Source organism: Shewanella sp. TC10 (assembly GCF_009663145.1).
Taxonomy (GTDB): Bacteria; Pseudomonadota; Gammaproteobacteria; order Enterobacterales; family Shewanellaceae; genus Shewanella.
Genome location: NZ_VKHR01000050.1, coordinates 19,203 through 39,317 on the forward strand (window position 1 = coordinate 19,203; position 20,115 = coordinate 39,317).

The window sequence follows — 20,115 nt, forward strand, 5'->3', positions numbered from 1 at the left end:
AGTACTAATGCGGAGATTCAAAATTGAGTAAGGTTTTAGCGCGTCGTGGCCGGTGGTCAGCCTATCGAATAGTGTTGTTACAGGCGGCGGTAGCTGGGGGAACTTCAATTTTCTTTTTCGCTCTGTGGGGAGCTCAGTATGGCTTATCTGCTTTGGCAGGTGGTCTCATTGCTGTACTCCCTAATTTTGTATTCGCAACCCTTGCTTTCTCTCATGCGGGAGCTAAAGCGTCAGGAAAAGTCGTTTGGATGTTTTTCTTGGGGGAAGCGGTAAAGTTGCTGCTAACCATTGTGTTGTTTGCCATTGCGTTTGGCATGCTAAAAACGCCATTTATGCCGTTATTTAGCTGTTACTTGCTGGCTTTACTAATACCTTGGACAGCCCCTTTATACTTCAAGCAAAATTAAGTGAGATTAATCATGGCGACAACTGGTGAAGCATTAAATGCTTCCGAGTATATCCAGCATCACCTGACTAATGCGAAAATGTGTTCTGCCGATGGTGGAATTGCTTTTAACTATGCATGTCAAGATGCCGGGTTTTGGACTTGGCACATTGACTCACTTTTGTTTTCAGTAGGTCTTGGGGTTCTATTTTTGTGGGCATTCTTCAAAGTAGGACAAAAAGCAACAACTGGCGTTCCAGGTAAATTTCAATGTTTCGTTGAAATGTGCGTGGAAGGTGTAGATAAAATCGTTAAAGACTCATTCCATGGGCGTAACGCTTTAATCGCACCATTAGGTCTGACTATCTTTGTCTGGGTTTTCCTGATGAATTTAATGGACTTAATTCCGGTTGACTTTGTACCTGAAGCCGCAAACAGATTTTTAGGTGTTCCTTACCTTAAAATTGTACCAACAACCGACTTAAACGTAACTCTTGGTTTAGCCTTGAGTGTGTTCGCGTTGATTGTTTTTTACAGTATTAAAGTAAAAGGATTTGGTGGTTTCACTAAAGAAATGACCTTACAACCTTTCAATCATTGGGCATTGATTCCAGTAAACTTAGTATTGGAAACAGTAACCTTGGTTGCGAAGCCGATTTCATTATCGCTTCGTCTGTTTGGTAACCTGTATGCAGGTGAGTTGATCTTTATTCTGATAGCACTGATGCCTTGGTGGGCTCAGTTTGCATTATCAGTGCCTTGGGCTATTTTCCATATTTTGGTTATTGTGCTGCAGGCGTTTATCTTCATGATGCTTACGATTGTATATCTAAGCATGGCACATGAAGAACATTAATTTAATAAAATTAGTTATTTATCGGAGATAAAATGGAAACTGTAATTAGCTTTACAGCAATAGCTGTTGCGATCATGATTGGCTTAGCAGCGCTAGGTACTGGTATTGGCTTTGCTATCTTAGGTGGTAAGTTCTTAGAAGCTTCAGCTCGTCAACCAGAACTTGCTCCAGCATTACAAACTAAGATGTTCATCGTAGCTGGTCTACTTGATGCGATCTCAATGATTGCAGTTGGTGTTGCATTATTCTTCGTATTCGCTAACCCATTCTTAGGTCAATTAGCTGGCTAATCGCCCCCCTTAGAAGGAGTTGTCGTTATGAGTATTAACGCTACCCTGCTAGGCCAAGCGATTTCTTTTGCACTCTTCGTGTGGTTTTGCATGAAGTTTGTATGGCCGCCATTGATGAACGCTATCGAAGAACGCCAGAAGAAAATTGCCGATGGGCTAGCTGATGCAGGACGTGCTGCAAAAGATCTAGAGTTGGCTCAAGCGAAAGCAAATGAGCAACTAAAAGAAGCGAAGGCGACTGCTAATGAAATTATTGAGCAAGCTAATAAGCGCAAAGCTCAAATAGTTGAAGAAGCAAAAATTGAAGCTGATACCGAGCGTGCGAAAATCATCGCTCAAGGTCAAGCTGAAATTGAAAACGAACGTAATCGCGTTAAAGATGACTTGCGTAAGCAAGTTGCTACTCTTGCCGTAACTGGTGCAGAGAAGATTCTTCAACGTTCGATTGATCCAGAAGCTCACAGTGACATAGTTAATAAACTTGTTGCTGAAATTTAATTAAGGAATCGGAGTTATGGCTGAAATAAGCACCATTGCTCGTCCTTATGCAAAGGCAGCTTTTGATTTTGCTGTTGAACACAAAGCAATTGAAGATTGGGCAGAAATGCTGAACTTCGCGGCATTGGTAAGTGAAAACGAATCAATTAAGCCGTTGCTAGGTGGTTCATTGGCTAGTGCACAACTTGCCTCACTATTTATTGAAGTATGTGGTGAGCAAATGAATGCGCAAGGTCAAAACCTTATTAAGGTGATGGCTGAAAACGGTCGTTTAGAGATACTGCCAACAGTATCTTTACTTTTTGCTGAATATCGCAATGAGTGGGCTAAAGAAGTAGAAGCAACTGTTGTTTCTGCGACTGAGCTAAGCTCTGAGCAACAAGAGCAAATTAGTGTTTCTCTTGAGAAACGTCTCGCACGCAAAGTTAAGCTGAATTGTAGTGTAGATACATCGCTTATTGGCGGTGTAATTATTAAATCAGGCGACTTAGTCATTGATGGCTCAGTTAGCGGTAATCTATCGCGCTTGTCTGATAAGCTACAATCGTAATTGGGAGTTTGAGCATGCAACTGAATTCCACTGAAATCAGCGATCTGATTAAGCAGCGGATCGAGCAGTTCGACGTCGTTAGTGAAGCTCGCAACGAAGGTACAATCGTTGCAGTAAGTGACGGCATCATTCGCATTCACGGCCTTGCCGATGTAATGCAAGGTGAAATGATCGAACTGCCTGGTGGCCGTTTTGCAATCGCGTTGAACTTAGAACGTGATTCTGTCGGTGCCGTAGTAATGGGTCCTTATGCTAATTTAGCAGAAGGCGCAAAAGTTAAGACCACTGGTCGTATTCTTGAAGTACCAGTAGGTAACGGTTTATTAGGCCGCGTTGTTAACACTCTTGGTGAGCCAATTGACGGAAAAGGACCAATCGAAAACGATGGTTTCTCTCCTGTTGAAGTAATTGCTCCTGGTGTTATTGAACGTCAGTCAGTAGATCAACCAATCCAAACTGGTTATAAAGCCGTTGATGCCATGATCCCAATTGGACGTGGTCAACGTGAATTGATCATTGGTGACCGTCAGACTGGTAAAACAGCGATGGCTATCGATGCAATTATCAACCAGAAAGATTCAGGCATTAAATGTGTATACGTAGCTGTAGGGCAAAAAGCTTCTACTATCGCTAACGTTGTACGTAAGCTTGAAGAGCACGGTGCATTAGCTAACACTATCGTTGTAGTTGCAACAGCTTCTGAAGCTGCAGCATTACAATACTTAGCACCATACTCAGGTTGTTCTATGGGTGAATACTTCCGTGACCGCGGTGAAGATTCTTTAATCGTATATGATGATCTATCTAAGCAAGCAGTTGCTTACCGTCAGATCTCTCTACTATTGAAGCGTCCACCAGGACGTGAAGCTTACCCAGGTGATGTATTCTATCTACATTCTCGTTTATTAGAGCGTGCTTCACGTGTAAACGAAATCTATGTAGAGAAATTCACTAACGGTGAAGTAAAAGGTAAAACCGGTTCTTTAACCGCGTTACCAATTATTGAAACCCAAGCAGGTGATGTATCTGCATTCGTACCGACCAACGTAATTTCTATTACAGATGGTCAGATCTTCCTTGAGACTGACTTGTTTAACTCTGGACTACGTCCAGCTGTTAACCCTGGTATTTCTGTTTCTCGTGTTGGTGGTGCGGCTCAGACTAAGATCATCAAGAAACTGTCTGGTGGTATTCGTACCGCGTTAGCACAGTATCGAGAGCTTGCTGCGTTCTCACAATTTGCATCTGATTTAGATGATGCAACTCGTGCTCAACTTGAGCATGGTGAGCGTGTTACCGAACTTATGAAGCAAAAGCAATATGCTCCTATGAGCATTGCTGCCCAAGCTATCTCAATCTTCGCAGCTGAAAAAGGCTACTTGAAGAGTGTTGAACTAAGTAAAATCGGTAGCTTCGAAGCTGCTCTGCTTTCATTCATGAACAGCGAACATGCTGAGCTTGTTAATACTATTAATGCTTCTGGCGATTACAACGCAGACATTGAAAGTCAATTAAAAGCGGGCATGGACAAGTTCATTGAAACCCAAACCTGGTAATAATTATCGAGGTGTCTTTGGGCACCTTCGGTCCCAGATTGGAGAGTAGAAATGGCCGGCGCTAAAGAGATTAAAACCAAGATCGCGAGTGTTAAAAACACTCAAAAGATCACTTCTGCAATGGAAATGGTTGCTGCCAGCAAAATGCGCAAAGCGCAAGAACGCATGGCTTCTAGCCGTCCATACGCAGAACATATGCGTAAGGTGATCGGTCACGTAGCGCAAGGTACTCTTGAATATAAACATCCATATTTGGAAGTTCGAGATGCCAAGCGGGTTGGTTACATTGTTGTGTCAACCGACCGTGGCCTTTGTGGTGGTTTGAACGTTAACCTTTTCAAAAAGGTTGTTTCAGACGTGAAAGACTGGAAAGACCAAGGGGCAGAAGTTGAATTTTGTCCAATTGGTGCACGTAGTGTGCAGTTTTTCAAAAGCTTTGGTGGAGAAGTCTCTGCCCATGCCTCAGGTTTAGGCGATGCGCCTAAGTTAGCCGATTTAATCGGTACCGTGAGAGTAATGCTACAAGCTTACAACGAAGGTAAACTGGATCGTCTGTTTATTGTGTTTAACAAATTCGTTAATACAATGACTCAGACTCCTGTGATCGAGCAGCTGCTACCTTTGCCTAAATCGGAAGAAGAAGTAGCTAAGTACCCTTGGGATTATATTTACGAGCCAGATCCAAAAGATATTTTGGAAGTATTACTGACTCGTTATGTGGAGTCTCAAGTTTACCAAGGTGTTGTCGAAAATATTGCGTCTGAACAAGCTGCCCGTATGGTAGCGATGAAGGCAGCAACAGACAACGCAGGCGATTTGATCAGCGATTTGCAGTTAGTTTACAACAAGGCACGACAAGCCGCGATTACGCAGGAATTGTCGGAGATTGTTTCAGGCGCTGCAGCGGTTTAGGTTAGGTAACGAAATCAAGTTTAGAGGATTAATCATGAGCACAGGTACTGTTGTCCAAGTAATTGGCGCGGTTGTGGACGTAGAGTTTCCACAAGATTCTGTACCTCAGGTATATGACGCTCTGAAGATCACAGGTGAAGGAACTTGTAATGGTTTGGTGCTGGAAGTTCAGCAGCAACTAGGTGGTGGTGTTGTTCGTGCCATCGCTATGGGTTCTTCTGATGGTCTGCGTCGTGGTCTAGAGGTAGTAAACTCGGGTTCACCAATTTCTGTTCCGGTTGGGGTTGCAACCCTTGGCCGTATCATGAACGTATTGGGTGAGCCTATCGATGAAGCTGGTGACATTGGTGAAGAAGAGCGTTATGAAATTCACCGTGAAGCTCCTTCATACGAAGATCAGTCAAGCTCAACAGAACTTTTAGAGACTGGTATCAAGGTTATCGACCTTGTATGTCCATTCGCTAAAGGTGGTAAAGTTGGTTTGTTTGGTGGTGCTGGTGTTGGTAAAACCGTCAACATGATGGAATTAATTAACAACATCGCAAAAGCACACTCGGGTCTTTCTGTATTCGCTGGTGTTGGTGAGCGTACTCGTGAGGGTAACGACTTCTACTACGAAATGAAAGATTCTGGCGTTCTCGACAAAGTAGCCATGGTATATGGTCAAATGAACGAGCCTCCAGGAAACCGTTTACGCGTAGCATTGTCAGGTTTGACAATGGCTGAAAAATTCCGTGACGAAGGTCGTGACGTACTGTTATTCGTTGATAACATCTACCGTTACACCTTGGCCGGTACTGAAGTATCTGCACTTTTAGGCCGTATGCCTTCTGCAGTAGGTTACCAACCAACTCTAGCTGAAGAAATGGGTGTTCTACAAGAACGTATTACTTCAACTAAGTCTGGTTCTATTACCTCTGTACAAGCGGTATATGTACCTGCGGATGACTTAACCGATCCGTCACCAGCAACAACCTTCGCTCACTTAGATGCGACTGTTGTACTGTCTCGTAACATTGCTTCGCTAGGTATTTACCCAGCGGTTGACCCACTGGATTCGACTTCACGTCAATTAGATCCATTAGTAGTTGGTCAAGAGCATTACGATGTAGCAAGCGGCGTACAAACTGTACTTCAACGCTACAAAGAGCTGAAAGACATTATTGCTATTTTGGGTATGGATGAATTATCTGATGAAGATAAAACAACTGTATTCCGTGCACGTAAGATTGAGAAATACTTATCTCAACCTTTCTTCGTAGCAGAAGTCTTTACAGGTTCTCCTGGTAAGTACGTTTCTCTTAAAGACACAATTCGTGGCTTCAAGGGTATCTTGAATGGTGAGTTCGATCACATTCCTGAGCAAGCGTTCTACATGGTTGGTTCTATCGACGAAGCTGTCGAAAAAGCTAACAAAAAGAAATAACTGAGCATTAGCTTAGTATTTTAGGAGATCTTGATGGCAGCCATGACAGTCAAACTTGATATAGTCAGTGCAGAGAACAGCATGTTCAGCGGTATTGTAAGCTTCTTAGAAGTTAGCGGTACTGAAGGCGAGTTAGGCATTATGCCTAACCATGCTCCTTTGCTAACTAAAATCAAACCTGGCATGGCGCGCATGATTAAGGAAGATGGAAGTGAAGAAGTGATGTATCTTTCAGGTGGTATCCTGGAAGTTCAACCTGATTCAATTTCTGTTCTTGCTGACGTCGCTATGCGTGCCGATGATATTGATGAGCAAGCTGCACTTGAAGCTAAGCAACAGGCTGAAGCGAAAATCGCTAATGCAGGTGCTGACTTCGATTATGAAGCTGCAACAATCGAATTAGCTAAGTCTTTAGCCCAACTTCGTGTTGTTGAAACCATCAAAAAGAACATTGCCAGATAAAGGTTATTGTTTTAAAAAGGCGACCCTAGGGTCGCCTTTTTTGTGCTTGAAATTCATAAACTATTCATATCTAGCCAATCAAATTGGAATAAAAAATTCTAATTTCAGCTCCTACTTTCAACCGGGAACTAAACTACGTTAAAATTAGCGTATTAAAACTGAATACTAGTTCAAGGAAACCTGATGTCATTAAATGTAGTTATTCTAGCCGCTGGTAAAGGAACACGGATGCGTTCTGACTTACCTAAAGTACTTCATCCTATTGCTCATAAAAGTATGGTGCAGCACGTTATTGATACGGCCAACTCATTAGGCAGCGAAACTATTCAGCTTGTTTACGGTTATGGTGCAGATAAATTGCAAGCTGCGCTTGGCGAGCAAAATGTTAATTGGGTGCTTCAAGCTGAGCAGCTTGGTACTGGGCATGCTGTCGCACAAGCAAACCCAAATATTAATGATGACGATACCGTATTGATCCTTTATGGAGATGTGCCTTTAATACAACAATCCACCTTAGAAAAGTTATTAGCAGCACGTCCACAAGATGGCATGGCTATTTTGACTGTTAATTTAGATAACCCAACTGGATACGGACGTATAGTTCGTGAAAATGGCAATGTAGTTGGTATTGTTGAGCAAAAAGATGCCAATGCAGAGCAGCTACTTATTCAAGAAGTAAACACAGGTATTATGGCTGTACCAGGTAAGCAGTTAAAGACTTGGTTAGGTCGATTATCTAATTCAAATGCCCAGGGCGAATACTATCTAACAGATATTGTTGCGATGGCGAAAGAAGATGGAGTTGCAATTAATACTGCGCAACCAGAATCCGCTGTTGAAGTTGAAGGCGCAAACAATCGAGTTCAACTTGCACAACTAGAACGAGCATATCAAGCTCGCAGCGCTGAAAAATTAATGCTCGAAGGTGCAAATTTACGTGATCCTGCTCGTATTGATATTCGTGGTGAAGTGACTGTGGGCATGGATGTGATGATTGATATTAATGTTATTTTTCAAGGGAAAGTGACGTTAGGTAATAATGTCACTATTGGTGCGGGCGCAATTCTAATTGATTGTGATATTGCTGATAACGCTGAGATTAAGCCTTATTCTATCGTTGAAGGCGCTAAGTTAGGTAAAGCGGCTAGTGCTGGACCTTTTGCGCGTTTACGTACTGGTGCTGAACTAAAAGATGATGCGCATATTGGTAATTTCGTCGAAATGAAGAAAGCGGTATTAGGAGTAGGTTCAAAAGCTGGACACTTAGCTTATTTAGGCGATGCTAAAATTGGCTCTGGGGTTAACATAGGCGCAGGTACTATTACATGTAACTATGATGGTGCTAATAAGTTTCAAACGACTATTGAAGATAATGTTTTTGTTGGGAGTGATTCACAACTTATAGCACCAGTTACAATTGGTAAGGGGTCAACAGTAGCTGCTGGTTCAACTATCACCAAAGATGTTGGCGAAGGCGAGCTAGTAATTACTCGTGTAAAACAGCGTCATATTAAGGGTTGGGCAAGACCAGTTAAACAATCTAAATAAACCTAAACTCTTATAGAAGCGGCCTGTTATTTAACCGGCCGTTTTTTATGTCTGCTCAAAACTACCAAAAACTGATAGAAATATTGTTGATAAAGTTTCGATTGGTTACAATTGTCTTTCGAATCGAAACTTATGAAGAATATGAACAAACGTAATACACAGCAACGTAGGCATAATATTATTAGCATTTTATCTCAGCAAGGTGAGGTAAGTGTTGATGAATTAGCATTACGATTTGAAACTTCTGAAGTCACAATTCGAAAGGATTTAGCAACGTTAGAAGAAGCTGGATTACTGCTGCGCCGTTATGGTGGTGCGATTGCTGTGCCTGATGAGGTTACGCAGCAATTTAGCGCTAAGATTGCGCCGAATAAGCTATCTATTGCCAAAAAAGCCGCGCAATTAATCAAAGACCATAACCGAATAATTATTGATAGTGGGAGTACTACTTCGGGTTTAGTTCAACAACTCGATAATATGCGTGGCTTATTGGTGATGACTAATTCATTACAATTGGCGAATGCCGTCCACGAATTAGAAAATGAACCCACTTTACTTATGACAGGTGGCACCTGGGATCCCCACTCTGAATCTTTTCAAGGCCAAATTGCTGAACAAGTATTACGTTCATATAATTTTGATCAATTGTTTATTGGAGCCGATGGTATTGATCTTAAACGTGGAACGACTACGTTTAATGAATTAACAGGACTTAGCAAGGTCATGGCCGAAGTTTCACGTGAAGTCATTGTTATGCTTGAATCAGATAAGTTTGGCCGCAGGATCCCCAACCTCGAACTTGCTTGGGGAAACATCAGTGTTCTAGTGACCGATGACAGGTTACCAGCTGAGATGGTCGATAAAATTACTCAATATGGTGTCAAAGTATTATTGGCGCCCTATAAAAAATAAATCAAATTACTTTTAATATTAGATTTCTAAATTAAGTGCAAAAATAGGTATTAAATTATGTGCGGAATTGTAGGCGCAGTAGCGCAAAGGGATGTTGCTGAAATTTTAGTCGAAGGCTTAAAACGTCTTGAGTACCGTGGATACGATTCTGCAGGTGTCGCAATTATTAATACAGGTGAGCTAGGCCGTACGCGCCGCGTAGGTAAAGTTCAAGAGCTTGATGATGCATTGATTTCTTCTCCTTTAGCGGGCGGAACAGGTATTGCTCATACTCGCTGGGCTACTCATGGTGAGCCCAGTGAACGAAACGCACACCCTCACCTTTCTGAAGGTGATATTGCTGTAGTCCATAACGGTATTATTGAAAACCACAACAAATTACGTGAAATGCTTAAAGGCTTAGGCTATGTATTTGCATCTGATACAGATACTGAGGTTATTTGTCATCTGGTTCACCACGAATTAAAAATTCATGACACCTTACTTGCAGCAGTTCAAGCGACAGTAAAGCAACTCGAAGGTGCTTACGGAACGGTTGTTATCGACCGTCGTGACAGCGAACGTATGATTGTTGCTCGTAGTGGAAGCCCATTAGTTGTGGGTTATGGATTAGGTGAAAACTTTGTCGCATCTGATCAATTGGCTTTATTACCTGTGACTCGCTCTTTTGCTTTTTTAGAAGAAGGGGATGTTGCAGAGATTACTCGTCGTGAAGTTAATATTTTTGATGTTGACGGTAATGCCGTAGAACGTGTAGTAAAAGAATCAGAAGTCACTCATGATGCTGGCGATAAAGGTGAGTATCGTCATTACATGCTTAAAGAAATTTATGAGCAACCTACCGCTATTGCCCATACGCTTGAAGGCCGAATTGCCGCAGGTAAAGTATTGGATTCAGCGTTTGGTGAAAATGCTGCAGATTTCTTAAAAGATATTAAACATGTACAAATCATTGCTTGTGGTACGAGTTACCATGCGGGTATGGCGGCACGTTATTGGTTAGAAGATTTGGCAGGTGTTTCTTGTAACGTCGAAATAGCATCTGAGTTTCGTTACCGCAAATCACACATGTTCCCAAATAGCCTATTAGTGACTATTTCACAGTCTGGTGAAACAGCAGATACGTTAGCGGCCATGCGCTTAGCTAAAGATATGGGCTATAAAGCGACGCTGACTATCTGTAATGCACCTGGTTCATCTTTAGTTCGTGAATCTGACATGGCTTATATGATGAAAGCCGGTGTTGAAATTGGTGTGGCATCTACTAAAGCCTTTACGGTGCAGTTAGCAGGTTTATTAATGCTGACTACAGCAATTGGTCGTCATAACGGTATGACAGAAGAGATGGAAGCGGAGATAACTCAAAGCTTACAATCTATGCCTGCTAAAGTAGAGCAAGCGCTAAGTTTGGATGATGCTATTGCTGAGCTTGCTGAAGACTTTGCTGATAAACATCACGCATTGTTCCTTGGCCGTGGTGATCAATACCCAATCGCGATGGAAGGAGCGCTTAAGCTTAAAGAGATTTCATATATTCATGCAGAAGCTTATGCATCGGGTGAGCTTAAACATGGCCCATTAGCATTGATTGATGCTGATATGCCTGTAATTGTTGTTGCACCTAATAATGAATTACTCGAAAAGCTTAAGTCAAATGTAGAAGAGGTTCGAGCTCGTGGTGGTCTTATGTATGTATTTGCTGATAAAGACGCTGAGTTTGAATCTGATGACACCATGAAAGTGATTCCAGTGCCGCATTGCGATGAATTTATGGCGCCATTGATTTATACCATTCCACTTCAGCTGTTGTCTTATCATGTTGCCTTGATTAAAGGGACGGATGTAGACCAACCACGTAACTTAGCTAAATCAGTGACAGTTGAATAAAGTTTTAAAGAGTTATTCATTTTAAGCCTCCAATATTGGGGGCTTTTTTGTCTTTTATCCCGTTTAAATGTCTTTCTAGACGTATTTAATTTTCAATTTTGTCATTATTAGATCTCTATTGTTCAGCCTCCTTACTCACCTTTCTTTGCCCAGATATTTTCTCTTCTAACGCTCGGTGTTTTCTTGTTGTAAAACTTGTTTGGTTTTCTTTGTTTGATGTCGTTTTATTGTTCTTTGTGGGTGCGTAAATTGTTGGTTTTGTATTGTTTTTTGGTTTGTTTTTCATGGTTTTTCTCATTTAAGTAATATTGTTTTTTTTGGTGATACAGAACACTTGAGTCTGAGATGAACAAAGATACACTGCAGGCAAATAACTATTTAAAGAGTCCAAAATGTATGGAAGTTTTCATCAGTTTATTAGGTATGTGCACCTTAATTGGTTTAGCGATTTTATTATCAGAACGCCGCAGTGCAATTAAACCTAGAACCGTGATAGGTGCATTGGTGTTTCAAGTGGCTTTTGGCGCCTTTGTGATGTATTTGCCTATGGGGCAGAGCATGCTGGATGCAGCATCTAACGGTGTTATGCATGTCATTAATTATGGTAATGAAGGCCTTGCCTTTGTCTTTGGTGACTTGGCCAAGTTTGGCATGGGGTTTATCTTTGTTATTAACGTCCTTTGTGTCGTGGTCTTTATCAGTGCACTCATTGCAGTACTTTATTACCTCGGCATCATGCAGCTTATTATCGGCGTTATTGGTGGCGGGTTATCAAAATTATTAGGCACTAGTCGCGCTGAATCATTATCGGCAACCGCGAATATTTTTGTTGGCCCAATTGAGGCGCCCTCTATGGTGCGTCCATTTGTAAAACATATGACTCGCTCAGAATTGTTTGCCGTGATGACTGGTGGACTGGCTTCTGTTGCTGGTGGCACCATGATTGGTTATATCCAAATGGGGGTGGATATTAAATATGTCCTAACTGCCGCCTTTATGACTGCACCTGCGGGGTTATTGTTTGCCAAGTTGATGTGGCCAGAAACCGAAACACCGCGAAATGACATTAAAAAGGTGATGGAAGAGCAAGATGATAAGCCTACCAATGTCCTTGATGCAGCAGCAAATGGTGCGGCAATGGGGATGCAACAGGTACTTGCAGTATCCGCGCTGTTAATTGCGTTTGTTGGGCTTATCGCCATGGTGAATGGCTTAATTGGTGGTGTAGGAAGTTGGTTTGGTTTTAGTGAATTAACCATGCAAGCTATTCTGGGTTATTTTTTGGCGCCGTTAGCTTGGATTATGGGCGTACCTTGGAGTGAAGCTACTCAAGCCGCGTCATTTATTGGTCAGAAAATGGTGATCAATGAATTTGTTGCCTATATCGATTTCTTAAAAGTAGCTGATGATTTGTCTGAAAAGACTCAAATTATTATCAGTTTTGCATTGTGCGGCTTTGCAAACTTAGGGTCATTAGCCATGGTCATTGGTGGCTTAGCGGCACTATGCCCTGAGCGCCGTCACGACTTGAGTGCAATAGGGATGAAAGCCTTAATTGCAGCTGCTTTAGCTAACTTGATGAGCGGCACAATTGCTGGCTTATTATTTAGTCTAGCAAATTAATTTTAATTGTATTTTATGCCTGCTGACGCAGCAGGCTTTTCGGAGTAACAAGATGACACCACATATTAATGCCCCAGAAGGCGCTTTTGCTAAAACTGTTTTAATGCCTGGCGACCCTTTACGTGCTAAATATATTGCAGACAATTTTATTGAAAATGTTGAACTAGTGACTGATGTTCGCAATATGCTGGGTTATACAGGCGAATTCAATGGCAAGCGTATTTCTGTCATGGGATCGGGCATGGGAATACCATCAATTTCTATTTATGCTAAAGAGCTGATTACCGAATACGGTGTTGAAAACATTATTCGTATTGGTTCATGTGGGGCTGTTAGCGACAAAATTAAATTAATGGATGTAGTAATGGCTATGGGCGCGAGTACTGATTCAGCCATTAACCGTAGCCGTTTTGCTAACACAGATTTTGCCATGATTGCAGACTTTAACCTATTACGCCTTGCGGCTGATGCGGCAGAAAAACAAGGTGCTAATTACCACGTAGGTAACTTGTATTCGTCTGATTTATTTTATTGTGCTGATGAATCACGTTACGACTTGATGGAAAAGTACGGTATTTTAGGTGTCGAAATGGAAGCAGCCGGTTTATATGGCGTTGCCGCTGAATATGGTGCGAAAGCATTGGCTATGATGACTGTGACTGACCATATAAGACAAGGATTACATTTAACAGCTGAAGAACGTCAGCAAACCTTAAATGACATGATTAAACTCACTCTTGAAGCGGTAAGTCATTTAGATTAAACATTAACACTCCGCTCGGTTGCTATAGATAACATTCGGGCGGAATCTTTCAAGGTGTTTATTGAGATTATCTTATTCCTAAGCTGGCAATACTGCTGTCTTGAGTATATTGAATAGCCTCTACACATAGACTTGTCTTCTGTTGTTCATCAGATGATTTGAACTGTGAAATATAAATATCTAATTCGTCGTTCGTCTTTTTCGTCATCATCATTTCTTCAATGCCAGTTTTATATTTTTCTGCCAATAGTTTTTTGATGACAGTCGTCTGTGCAGCTGCCTCTTCAGTATCAATATCACTATAAAATACCTCGCAAAACATTAAGCCTGCCATGCCAATTGCATCTTCGGTGGAAAGTTGTTGAGCAGCGGATACCGGCCCAATAAGTAAACAGCTAGCAATAGCAGCAGAGATCAATCTTTTCATTTGTTACCTCTTTTCGCACTAGAAACATTCTATAAAAAATCGAATTAATTATTAGAAAGGTTAGCTAGAAATCAGTAACTGTATTGATAACTGACTCAATAGATAGGTAAATTTTAGAGTTTTTTATTTATTAAATGATTCAGTTTATTGAACTTGATCTAACCAAAATGCTGAAGTTATAAATTTCCTGAAAATGAGTATTGATAAAGGGTGGCGTATCTTAATCAGGAACTAAGTCATTTCATGGTGACTTTGCCGCCAATCATTTTAAATGCAGGGGTGCCACGAACTAAACAATCTCTAGCAAAGGTGATGTTGCAATTAGGGCAGACACAAGCAGTTTTGGTGTAGTCATCGACAATGCGCTCTTTAAAGCACTTCACTAACGCGCCTTTTCCGCCTTTGCGGTACTTAAACAGCTGGGTTTTACACTTAGCACAGAAAATATCAACGGTGCGGGTTGGACCTTTAGGGTTTGGTTTTGCCACTGTGAGCTCATAGGGAAAATAGTTTATGACTAAATGGTAAAGCAAAGCTCGCTATTAGTATTGTGTTTGATATTAAAAAGCCTCCACTTTGTGGAGGCTTTTACTTTATAGTTTTTTTGAGGCTCAAACTATCAGAAAAGGTTAACCAAACTCACCGCTGACATACCCTTGAGTACGTGTGTCTTGAGGGTTATTAAATACTTGATGTGTTTCACCTTGCTCAACCAACTCACCCATCCAAAAGAATGCGGTTCTATCTGAGATACGCTTTGCTTGGTTCATTGAATGCGTCACAATCACGATGGTGAACTTTTTACGTAATTCATCCATTAACTCTTCAATTTTATGGGTTGCAATTGGATCAAGCGCACTGGTTGGCTCATCCATTAAGATGACCTCTGGCTCCATTGCAATAGCGCGTGCAATACAAAGACGTTGCTGTTGACCACCAGAAAGACCAAACGCAGGTGTATTAAGACGGTCTTTTACTTCTTCCCATAATGCTGCGCCGCGAAGTGAATCTTCAACAACTTGATCAAGAACCTTTTTGTCTTTAACACCTTGTGCTTTAAGACCAAAAGCGATGTTCTCGTATATGCTCATTGGGAATGGGTTTGGCTTTTGAAATACCATTCCTACACGCATTCTTAGTTGTTTTACATCAACATCCGCGTAAATATCTTCACCTTCAAAGGCAACGGTACCAGTGATTTTAACGCCTGCAACTAAGTCGTTCATGCGGTTTAGTGTGCGCAGTAAGGTTGACTTACCACAACCTGATGGACCAATTAACGCGGTAACTTGGCGCTGTGGTATATCAATTGAGATATCTTTTAATGCGTGGTTTTCACCGTAAAAAAGGTCTAGGTTGTTTACTTGAATTTTGTTCATTATCTTGCCTTTATCTAACACGACTTTTTACGTGTTATTACTATTCGTTTTATGAGTACTGACGTGTGTCTATACACACGCCGATGACACAATGAGTATTTATCTCGTGACTATTTAGATAGTCGACCTGCAATTACTTTGGTCGCTAAATTCAGCATTAGCACAAGTACAATCAATATGGTTGCCGTTGCATAGGCTTGATCCCACTCATGTTGAGTAAATAGCTCTTGAGTTAACTTATATAAATGAACAGTCAATGTTCGGCCTGAATCCATTACAGAGTCAGGAATTTGAGTCACCATACCGGCGGTTAAAAATACCGGTGCAGACTCTCCAATAACGCGGCCAGTACTTAAAATCACTGACGTAACAATTCCAGGTAAAGCACTTGGTAAAATTAAGCGCCAAATAGTGTAAATTTTACTGCTACCTAAAGCATAACCACCTTCACGGTAGCTCATAGGTACTGCCATTAATGCTTCTTCAGTGGTACGAATAATCACTGGCAAAATCAGCATTGCTAATGTCAACGCACCAGAGAGGATTGAAAATCCTAAACCTAAGGTGGTAACAAAGAATGTCATGCCAAATAAGCCGTAAACAATTGAAGGAATACCGGCTAATGATTCAGTACAAAAACGGATAACTTGTACAAGTTTACTACCTGGCGCAGCATATTCGGTAAGGTATATCGCAGTCATAATGCCAATTGGTGCTGCGAAAGCTAATGAAAGCAATACCATGTACACAGTTGAGACAATCATTGCCCAAATGCCTGATGCTTCACCAATTCGGGTATAAGCCCCTGTTATAAATTCCCAGCTTACATGGCTAAGACCATTTGACAGGATATGCCACACAACCCATAACAAAAATATAATGGTAATGCCTGCAGCTGCCCAAATAGCACCATGAAGAAACTTATCTTGGTTTTCTCTAGACAGTAGTGATTTCGAGCTAGTCGAGTTTGATTGAGTAAACTTAGACATGATTAGTACGCTCTCTTGCGATTTAGATATAGCAGTGAACCGTTAAGTAGCACAATGAAGGCTAGTAAAACGATACCTGTTGCATACAATGCACTTGAATGAATGCCAGTTGCGTATGACATTTCCATTGCGATATTTGCTGTTAGTGTTCTTGCTGGTTCTAGGATTGATCCTGGCATAGCAGGTGCGTTGCCCATCACCATAATAATGGCCATCGTCTCGCCAATAGCGCGTGCAATACCTAAAGCTACACCTGTTAATATGCCGCTCTTAGCTGCAGGGATTAATACTTTAAAAATACTGTAAACATGAGATGCCCCAAGTGCGAGTGCACCTTCTTTATATACAGAAGGTAATGCTCTAATTGAAGTTTCTGAAATCGTAATAACAGTTGGCAAAATCATAATTGCCAATACAATTATTCCCGCTAAAAGGGTGTTACCAGCAGGAATATTAAATAGGGTTTCGATAGCTGGGACAATAATCACCAACCCGAAAAAACCGTAAACAACAGATGGAATACCTGCTAATAGTTCAACGGCAGGACGTACTAGATCTGCTAACCATTTAGGTGCAATTTCTGCGAGGAATACAGCAGTTAGAATTGCAATTGGAACGCCAATCATAACGGCGCCAGCAGTAGAGATGATTGAGGCTACAATCATCGGGAAGATGCCATATAACGCTGGTGGCAGCCATTCTTTACCTGTTACAAACTCAGTAACACCTGCTTCTTTAAATGCAGGTAAACCTTCATTAAATACAAACCATCCGATGGTGGAAACCGATAGTACGCCAACCATAGCGCAACATAGGAAAAGGCCATGAAAGAAAGCTTCTTTGATGTCCATGGCTTTTTTTGGTGCAAGTTGCAGTCCTGTAGATTGGACTTTAGTTGCTGTATTCATCATATGCCTCGAGGTCGTACTGATGATTAATCATTTTAAAATTCGATAGAAACTACAAAAGAGGAGCATAAGCTCCTCTTAATATATCGCTTCAGTAATTACTGAACGCGGATGTAACCTTCTTCAGCAACAATGCTTTGACCGTCATTTGACATGATGAAGTCGATGAAGCTTTGTGCATTTGGGTGTGGCTGGTCATTCACTAAAACGATGAATGGACGAGCGATTTGGTATTCTCCAGCAGCAATGTTTGTGTCAGTCGCTTCAACACCGCCTACACTTAGTGCAACTAAAGAATCATCAACTGAACCTAGTGAGATATAACCAATTGCGTATGGGTTGTTCGCTACGATAGTCTTGATCATACCGTTACCGTTACCTACTTGAGCAGTAGGAGTAATAGCCGTTACTTTGTGGCCATTTACAGTACGTTGTAAGTCCATGATTTCTTCGAAAGCACCACGAGTACCAGAACCGTTTTCACGTGTTACAACAACGATTGGACGTGCTTCGCCGCCAACTTCGCTCCAGTTTTTGATTTCGCCGCGGTAGATTTTTGAAATTTGCTCTTGAGTTAAGTCTTGAACTGGGTTTGCTTTGTTTACTGCAGCTGCAATACCGTCACGAGCAATAACGATTTCTTTTGTTGTATCGTTTAACTCATTCTCTTTAACGTTACGAGAAGACATACCAATCATGCTGGTGCCGTCTTTCGCTGCACGAATACCAGCAGAAGAGCCAGTGCTTTGTACTTCAACATTCTTTTTAGCAGTGTTTTGATAGTTCTCTGCTAGCACTTCCATAACGTGTGCAACAGATGTTGAACCAGATACTGTTACTGTACCAGCTTGAACAAGAGGTGCCGTCATCAAGCCAACAGCAGTTAATAAACCAATCACTTTTTTCATCACAAATTCCACTTATTATTTGTTTCAATATCCGTCTTGGATATCTGAAGTTAGGGTGCTTCTTTCAACGCTGTAATTTGAAGCGAGTGCATTAAGACAGATCAATATGACAGTAAAGTTACAGTGAAATGGGTCGCTTTTTTTTCTATATGACGTATCTAAGGTTATGTTTTGTTTATGTTATTTAAATGTTGGCACTTGTGGTTTATTAACTATAATTTAGCAAAAAGATATGAGGTTTTCTTAAGTGAGGCAAAATTTGCGTAGTGCGCAGCCTAGCTGTTTGTTTGTCTGTTTGGTGTAGGAATTTAACTGGCAGAATAGTTTTGTGTTAATAGTTGTTTAAGGCTATTTTAAGTTTGACCGCAAGAAAAGTGCTATATTGTGCGCAAACTAATATTAGTTAATTATTTTATTAAAGTTTTATTACAGTCGAGCTATACAGTCCGTTAAGTTATAAAACTCTCTACCCTTATAACTTTGGCTATATTTCCTGAAGCCGATATATCAAAATGAACTTATTCAACTCCTAAAGGTGGCTTTATGACAACCGAGATGATCATGATTGGAATGTCTATTCTGATTGTTATTGGCATTCTATTACATCACCCATCTCGTACGCTTGGTATTCCGTCGCTATTTATCTTCATGGGTGTAGGGTTATCGCTAGGTAATGGTGAATTTAACTTTGTTTATGACAACCTAGACAAAACGGCATGGATAGGCGGGCTTGCTTTAAATGTGATTGTTTTTGTGGGGGGCTTAAACACTTCTACAGCAAAAATTAAAGTCGCATATAAAGAAGGCGGAGTATTAGCCTCGTTTGGGGTTATTTTTACTACGATTATATTTGCCGCAATACTTTACTTATTACTCGATTTTAATTTTATTACCTGTTTATTGTTCGCGGCAGTTGTGTCTTCAACCGATGCCGCGGCAGTGTTTTCAATTCTGGAATCTAAAAAGCTCAAGTTAAAAGAAGAAACCGATACGGTTTTGGAATTTGAATCAGCAACCAATGACCCTGTAGCAATGTTAATGGTGATTGTGCTGACAGAAATGGCGCTTTCATCGACGCAATCAGTATCACTGTCGTCGTTAAGCTTAGATTTAGTCACTCAGATATTGGTCGCGGTAGTTGTAGGCTTTTTGATTGGTAAAATTGCAGTGACCTTATTGAGTAAAATAAGTTTATCTGAATACGGGCTCATTCCTGTGTTTGTCTTGGCGAGCTTTATCATTGCAACTTATGGCGCCGAATTAATGGGAGGCAATATTCTATTGGCTTCTTATATTGCTGGTGTGGTAATTGGTAATGGGATTAAACGGGGTCAGCAGGTTAACTTGCACTTCTTTAATAGCCTATCGTGGTTAGCTCAGGCGTTGATGTTTATTGTATTGGGGCTACAGATTTTCCCGCAAACATTAATGACCGTATTTTGGGCGTCTATTATCCCTGGCTTGTTATTAATTTTTGTAGCAAGGCCATTGGCAGTGCAACTGTGCTATTTACCTTTTGTAAAAGCGACCTGGAAAAAACGGTTATTTATATCCATGATCGGGTTAAAAGGCGCAACACCAATTGTGTTTGCTCTTATACCTGCTGCTGCAGGTGTGCCTGGCGCGATTGATATCGTGCATATGGTGTTCTTTTTTGTATTGTTCTCTATCTTTATTCAAGGTAGCGCAATAGCACCTTTAGCCAATAAATTGGGCTTAGAGAAAGAAACTCCGCCAAAATAGCTTCGTTATATCACTTTGAATTAGAACAAAGGTTATGAAACAGCAATACTGGCTAAGTCATTATTTGCTGTTTCATTTGCCTCAATACGACTC

Annotated in this window: 22 protein-coding genes; 15 read left to right on the plus strand and 7 right to left on the minus strand. The window is 41.1% G+C overall.

Annotated elements, in window-relative coordinates; genetic code table 11:
* Positions 1 to 23: 23 nt before the first annotated feature.
* From FNZ24_RS15995 to glmS, 12 genes are all read left to right on the plus strand, one after another.
* Complete coding sequence (locus FNZ24_RS15995) at positions 24 to 407, plus strand: ATP synthase subunit I (protein ID WP_153915775.1); 384 nt, start codon at positions 24 to 26, stop codon at positions 405 to 407.
* Between the two features lie 12 nt (positions 408 to 419).
* Positions 420 to 1,241 carry a F0F1 ATP synthase subunit A gene (gene atpB, locus FNZ24_RS16000; RefSeq protein ID WP_153915777.1) on the plus strand — a complete coding sequence of 274 codons (822 nt, stop codon included), beginning with the start codon at positions 420 to 422 and terminating at the stop codon, positions 1,239 to 1,241.
* Positions 1,242 to 1,273: 32 nt separating this feature from the next.
* A complete protein-coding gene (gene atpE, locus FNZ24_RS16005; protein ID WP_012157432.1) occupies positions 1,274 to 1,531 on the plus strand; it encodes a F0F1 ATP synthase subunit C in 258 nt (85 codons plus the stop codon).
* A 27-nt stretch (positions 1,532 to 1,558) separates the two neighbouring features.
* Positions 1,559 to 2,029, plus strand: coding sequence for a F0F1 ATP synthase subunit B (gene atpF / locus FNZ24_RS16010; protein ID WP_055025454.1), 471 nt, complete (start codon positions 1,559 to 1,561; stop codon positions 2,027 to 2,029).
* Positions 2,030 to 2,045: 16 nt separating this feature from the next.
* Positions 2,046 to 2,579: a F0F1 ATP synthase subunit delta gene (gene atpH, locus FNZ24_RS16015; protein WP_153915778.1), complete on the plus strand. Its 534-nt coding sequence runs from the start codon at positions 2,046 to 2,048 to the stop codon at positions 2,577 to 2,579.
* Positions 2,580 to 2,593: 14 nt separating this feature from the next.
* Positions 2,594 to 4,135, plus strand: a complete 1,542-nt coding sequence (gene atpA, locus FNZ24_RS16020) for a F0F1 ATP synthase subunit alpha (protein WP_153915779.1) — start codon at positions 2,594 to 2,596, stop codon at positions 4,133 to 4,135.
* A 51-nt stretch (positions 4,136 to 4,186) separates the two neighbouring features.
* Positions 4,187 to 5,047, plus strand: a complete 861-nt coding sequence (gene atpG / locus FNZ24_RS16025; RefSeq protein ID WP_153915780.1) for a F0F1 ATP synthase subunit gamma — start codon at positions 4,187 to 4,189, stop codon at positions 5,045 to 5,047.
* A 34-nt stretch (positions 5,048 to 5,081) separates the two neighbouring features.
* Positions 5,082 to 6,473, plus strand: a complete 1,392-nt coding sequence (gene atpD / locus FNZ24_RS16030; RefSeq protein WP_153915781.1) for a F0F1 ATP synthase subunit beta — start codon at positions 5,082 to 5,084, stop codon at positions 6,471 to 6,473.
* A 33-nt stretch (positions 6,474 to 6,506) separates the two neighbouring features.
* Positions 6,507 to 6,935: a F0F1 ATP synthase subunit epsilon gene (locus tag FNZ24_RS16035; RefSeq protein WP_153915783.1), complete on the plus strand. Its 429-nt coding sequence runs from the start codon at positions 6,507 to 6,509 to the stop codon at positions 6,933 to 6,935.
* Positions 6,936 to 7,118: 183 nt separating this feature from the next.
* A complete protein-coding gene (gene glmU, locus FNZ24_RS16040) occupies positions 7,119 to 8,483 on the plus strand; it encodes a bifunctional UDP-N-acetylglucosamine diphosphorylase/glucosamine-1-phosphate N-acetyltransferase GlmU (protein WP_153915785.1) in 1,365 nt (454 codons plus the stop codon).
* A 141-nt stretch (positions 8,484 to 8,624) separates the two neighbouring features.
* A complete protein-coding gene (locus FNZ24_RS16045; RefSeq protein WP_153915787.1) occupies positions 8,625 to 9,395 on the plus strand; it encodes a DeoR/GlpR family DNA-binding transcription regulator in 771 nt (256 codons plus the stop codon).
* 57 nt (positions 9,396 to 9,452) lie between these two features.
* Positions 9,453 to 11,282 carry a glutamine--fructose-6-phosphate transaminase (isomerizing) gene (gene glmS, locus FNZ24_RS16050; protein ID WP_153915789.1) on the plus strand — a complete coding sequence of 610 codons (1,830 nt, stop codon included), beginning with the start codon at positions 9,453 to 9,455 and terminating at the stop codon, positions 11,280 to 11,282.
* A gap of 115 nt (positions 11,283 to 11,397) precedes the next feature.
* On the opposite strand, the gene FNZ24_RS16055 is transcribed toward glmS, so the two are convergent.
* On the minus strand, positions 11,398 to 11,568 hold the full coding sequence (locus FNZ24_RS16055) for a hypothetical protein (protein ID WP_153915791.1): 171 nt from the start codon (positions 11,566 to 11,568) through the stop codon (positions 11,398 to 11,400).
* A gap of 110 nt (positions 11,569 to 11,678) precedes the next feature.
* Between FNZ24_RS16055 and FNZ24_RS16060 the strand changes: the two genes are divergently transcribed.
* Positions 11,679 to 12,905, plus strand: coding sequence for a NupC/NupG family nucleoside CNT transporter (locus tag FNZ24_RS16060; protein ID WP_153915792.1), 1,227 nt, complete (start codon positions 11,679 to 11,681; stop codon positions 12,903 to 12,905).
* A gap of 52 nt (positions 12,906 to 12,957) precedes the next feature.
* The gene (deoD, locus tag FNZ24_RS16065) at positions 12,958 to 13,668 is read left to right on the plus strand and encodes a purine-nucleoside phosphorylase (protein WP_153915794.1); all 711 of its coding nucleotides are present in this window, start codon (positions 12,958 to 12,960) and stop codon (positions 13,666 to 13,668) included.
* A gap of 67 nt (positions 13,669 to 13,735) precedes the next feature.
* On the opposite strand, the gene FNZ24_RS16070 is transcribed toward deoD, so the two are convergent.
* The 6 genes from FNZ24_RS16070 to FNZ24_RS16095 form a co-directional block, all read right to left on the minus strand.
* On the minus strand, positions 13,736 to 14,095 hold the full coding sequence (locus FNZ24_RS16070) for a hypothetical protein (protein WP_153915796.1): 360 nt from the start codon (positions 14,093 to 14,095) through the stop codon (positions 13,736 to 13,738).
* A gap of 236 nt (positions 14,096 to 14,331) precedes the next feature.
* Entirely contained in the window at positions 14,332 to 14,583 is a 252-nt protein-coding gene (locus FNZ24_RS16075; protein ID WP_153915798.1) for a hypothetical protein, read from the minus strand.
* A gap of 141 nt (positions 14,584 to 14,724) precedes the next feature.
* Complete coding sequence (gene pstB, locus FNZ24_RS16080; RefSeq protein WP_153915800.1) at positions 14,725 to 15,474, minus strand: phosphate ABC transporter ATP-binding protein PstB; 750 nt, start codon at positions 15,472 to 15,474, stop codon at positions 14,725 to 14,727.
* A gap of 110 nt (positions 15,475 to 15,584) precedes the next feature.
* Positions 15,585 to 16,463 carry a phosphate ABC transporter permease PstA gene (pstA, locus tag FNZ24_RS16085; RefSeq protein WP_153915802.1) on the minus strand — a complete coding sequence of 293 codons (879 nt, stop codon included), beginning with the start codon at positions 16,461 to 16,463 and terminating at the stop codon, positions 15,585 to 15,587.
* Between the two features lie 2 nt (positions 16,464 to 16,465).
* A complete protein-coding gene (pstC, locus tag FNZ24_RS16090; RefSeq protein ID WP_153915804.1) occupies positions 16,466 to 17,371 on the minus strand; it encodes a phosphate ABC transporter permease subunit PstC in 906 nt (301 codons plus the stop codon).
* A gap of 98 nt (positions 17,372 to 17,469) precedes the next feature.
* Entirely contained in the window at positions 17,470 to 18,279 is an 810-nt protein-coding gene (locus tag FNZ24_RS16095) for a phosphate ABC transporter substrate-binding protein (RefSeq protein WP_153915806.1), read from the minus strand.
* Between the two features lie 543 nt (positions 18,280 to 18,822).
* Between FNZ24_RS16095 and FNZ24_RS16100 the strand changes: the two genes are divergently transcribed.
* On the plus strand, positions 18,823 to 20,022 hold the full coding sequence (locus tag FNZ24_RS16100) for a potassium/proton antiporter (RefSeq protein WP_153915808.1): 1,200 nt from the start codon (positions 18,823 to 18,825) through the stop codon (positions 20,020 to 20,022).
* Positions 20,023 to 20,115 lie beyond the last annotated feature (93 nt).

What these genes read in the sequence shown, in the direction of transcription:
- FNZ24_RS16055 (WP_153915791.1), bottom strand. Translation starts at nt 11,568, where the DNA reads ATGAAAAACAAACCAAAAAACAATACAAAACCAACAATTTACGCACCC.
- FNZ24_RS16095 (WP_153915806.1), bottom strand. Translation starts at nt 18,279, where the DNA reads ATGAAAAAAGTGATTGGTTTATTAACTGCTGTTGGCTTGATGACGGCA.
- atpD (WP_153915781.1), top strand. Translation starts at nt 5,082, where the DNA reads ATGAGCACAGGTACTGTTGTCCAAGTAATTGGCGCGGTTGTGGACGTA.
- pstC (WP_153915804.1), bottom strand. Translation starts at nt 17,371, where the DNA reads ATGAATACAGCAACTAAAGTCCAATCTACAGGACTGCAACTTGCACCA.
- atpF (WP_055025454.1), top strand. Translation starts at nt 1,559, where the DNA reads ATGAGTATTAACGCTACCCTGCTAGGCCAAGCGATTTCTTTTGCACTC.
- atpA (WP_153915779.1), top strand. Translation starts at nt 2,594, where the DNA reads ATGCAACTGAATTCCACTGAAATCAGCGATCTGATTAAGCAGCGGATC.
- pstA (WP_153915802.1), bottom strand. Translation starts at nt 16,463, where the DNA reads ATGTCTAAGTTTACTCAATCAAACTCGACTAGCTCGAAATCACTACTG.
- glmS (WP_153915789.1), top strand. Translation starts at nt 9,453, where the DNA reads ATGTGCGGAATTGTAGGCGCAGTAGCGCAAAGGGATGTTGCTGAAATT.
- atpE (WP_012157432.1), top strand. Translation starts at nt 1,274, where the DNA reads ATGGAAACTGTAATTAGCTTTACAGCAATAGCTGTTGCGATCATGATT.
- FNZ24_RS16035 (WP_153915783.1), top strand. Translation starts at nt 6,507, where the DNA reads ATGGCAGCCATGACAGTCAAACTTGATATAGTCAGTGCAGAGAACAGC.
- atpB (WP_153915777.1), top strand. Translation starts at nt 420, where the DNA reads ATGGCGACAACTGGTGAAGCATTAAATGCTTCCGAGTATATCCAGCAT.
- FNZ24_RS16060 (WP_153915792.1), top strand. Translation starts at nt 11,679, where the DNA reads ATGGAAGTTTTCATCAGTTTATTAGGTATGTGCACCTTAATTGGTTTA.
- atpH (WP_153915778.1), top strand. Translation starts at nt 2,046, where the DNA reads ATGGCTGAAATAAGCACCATTGCTCGTCCTTATGCAAAGGCAGCTTTT.
- glmU (WP_153915785.1), top strand. Translation starts at nt 7,119, where the DNA reads ATGTCATTAAATGTAGTTATTCTAGCCGCTGGTAAAGGAACACGGATG.
- atpG (WP_153915780.1), top strand. Translation starts at nt 4,187, where the DNA reads ATGGCCGGCGCTAAAGAGATTAAAACCAAGATCGCGAGTGTTAAAAAC.
- FNZ24_RS16100 (WP_153915808.1), top strand. Translation starts at nt 18,823, where the DNA reads ATGACAACCGAGATGATCATGATTGGAATGTCTATTCTGATTGTTATT.
- FNZ24_RS16070 (WP_153915796.1), bottom strand. Translation starts at nt 14,095, where the DNA reads ATGAAAAGATTGATCTCTGCTGCTATTGCTAGCTGTTTACTTATTGGG.
- FNZ24_RS16045 (WP_153915787.1), top strand. Translation starts at nt 8,625, where the DNA reads ATGAACAAACGTAATACACAGCAACGTAGGCATAATATTATTAGCATT.
- deoD (WP_153915794.1), top strand. Translation starts at nt 12,958, where the DNA reads ATGACACCACATATTAATGCCCCAGAAGGCGCTTTTGCTAAAACTGTT.
- pstB (WP_153915800.1), bottom strand. Translation starts at nt 15,474, where the DNA reads ATGAACAAAATTCAAGTAAACAACCTAGACCTTTTTTACGGTGAAAAC.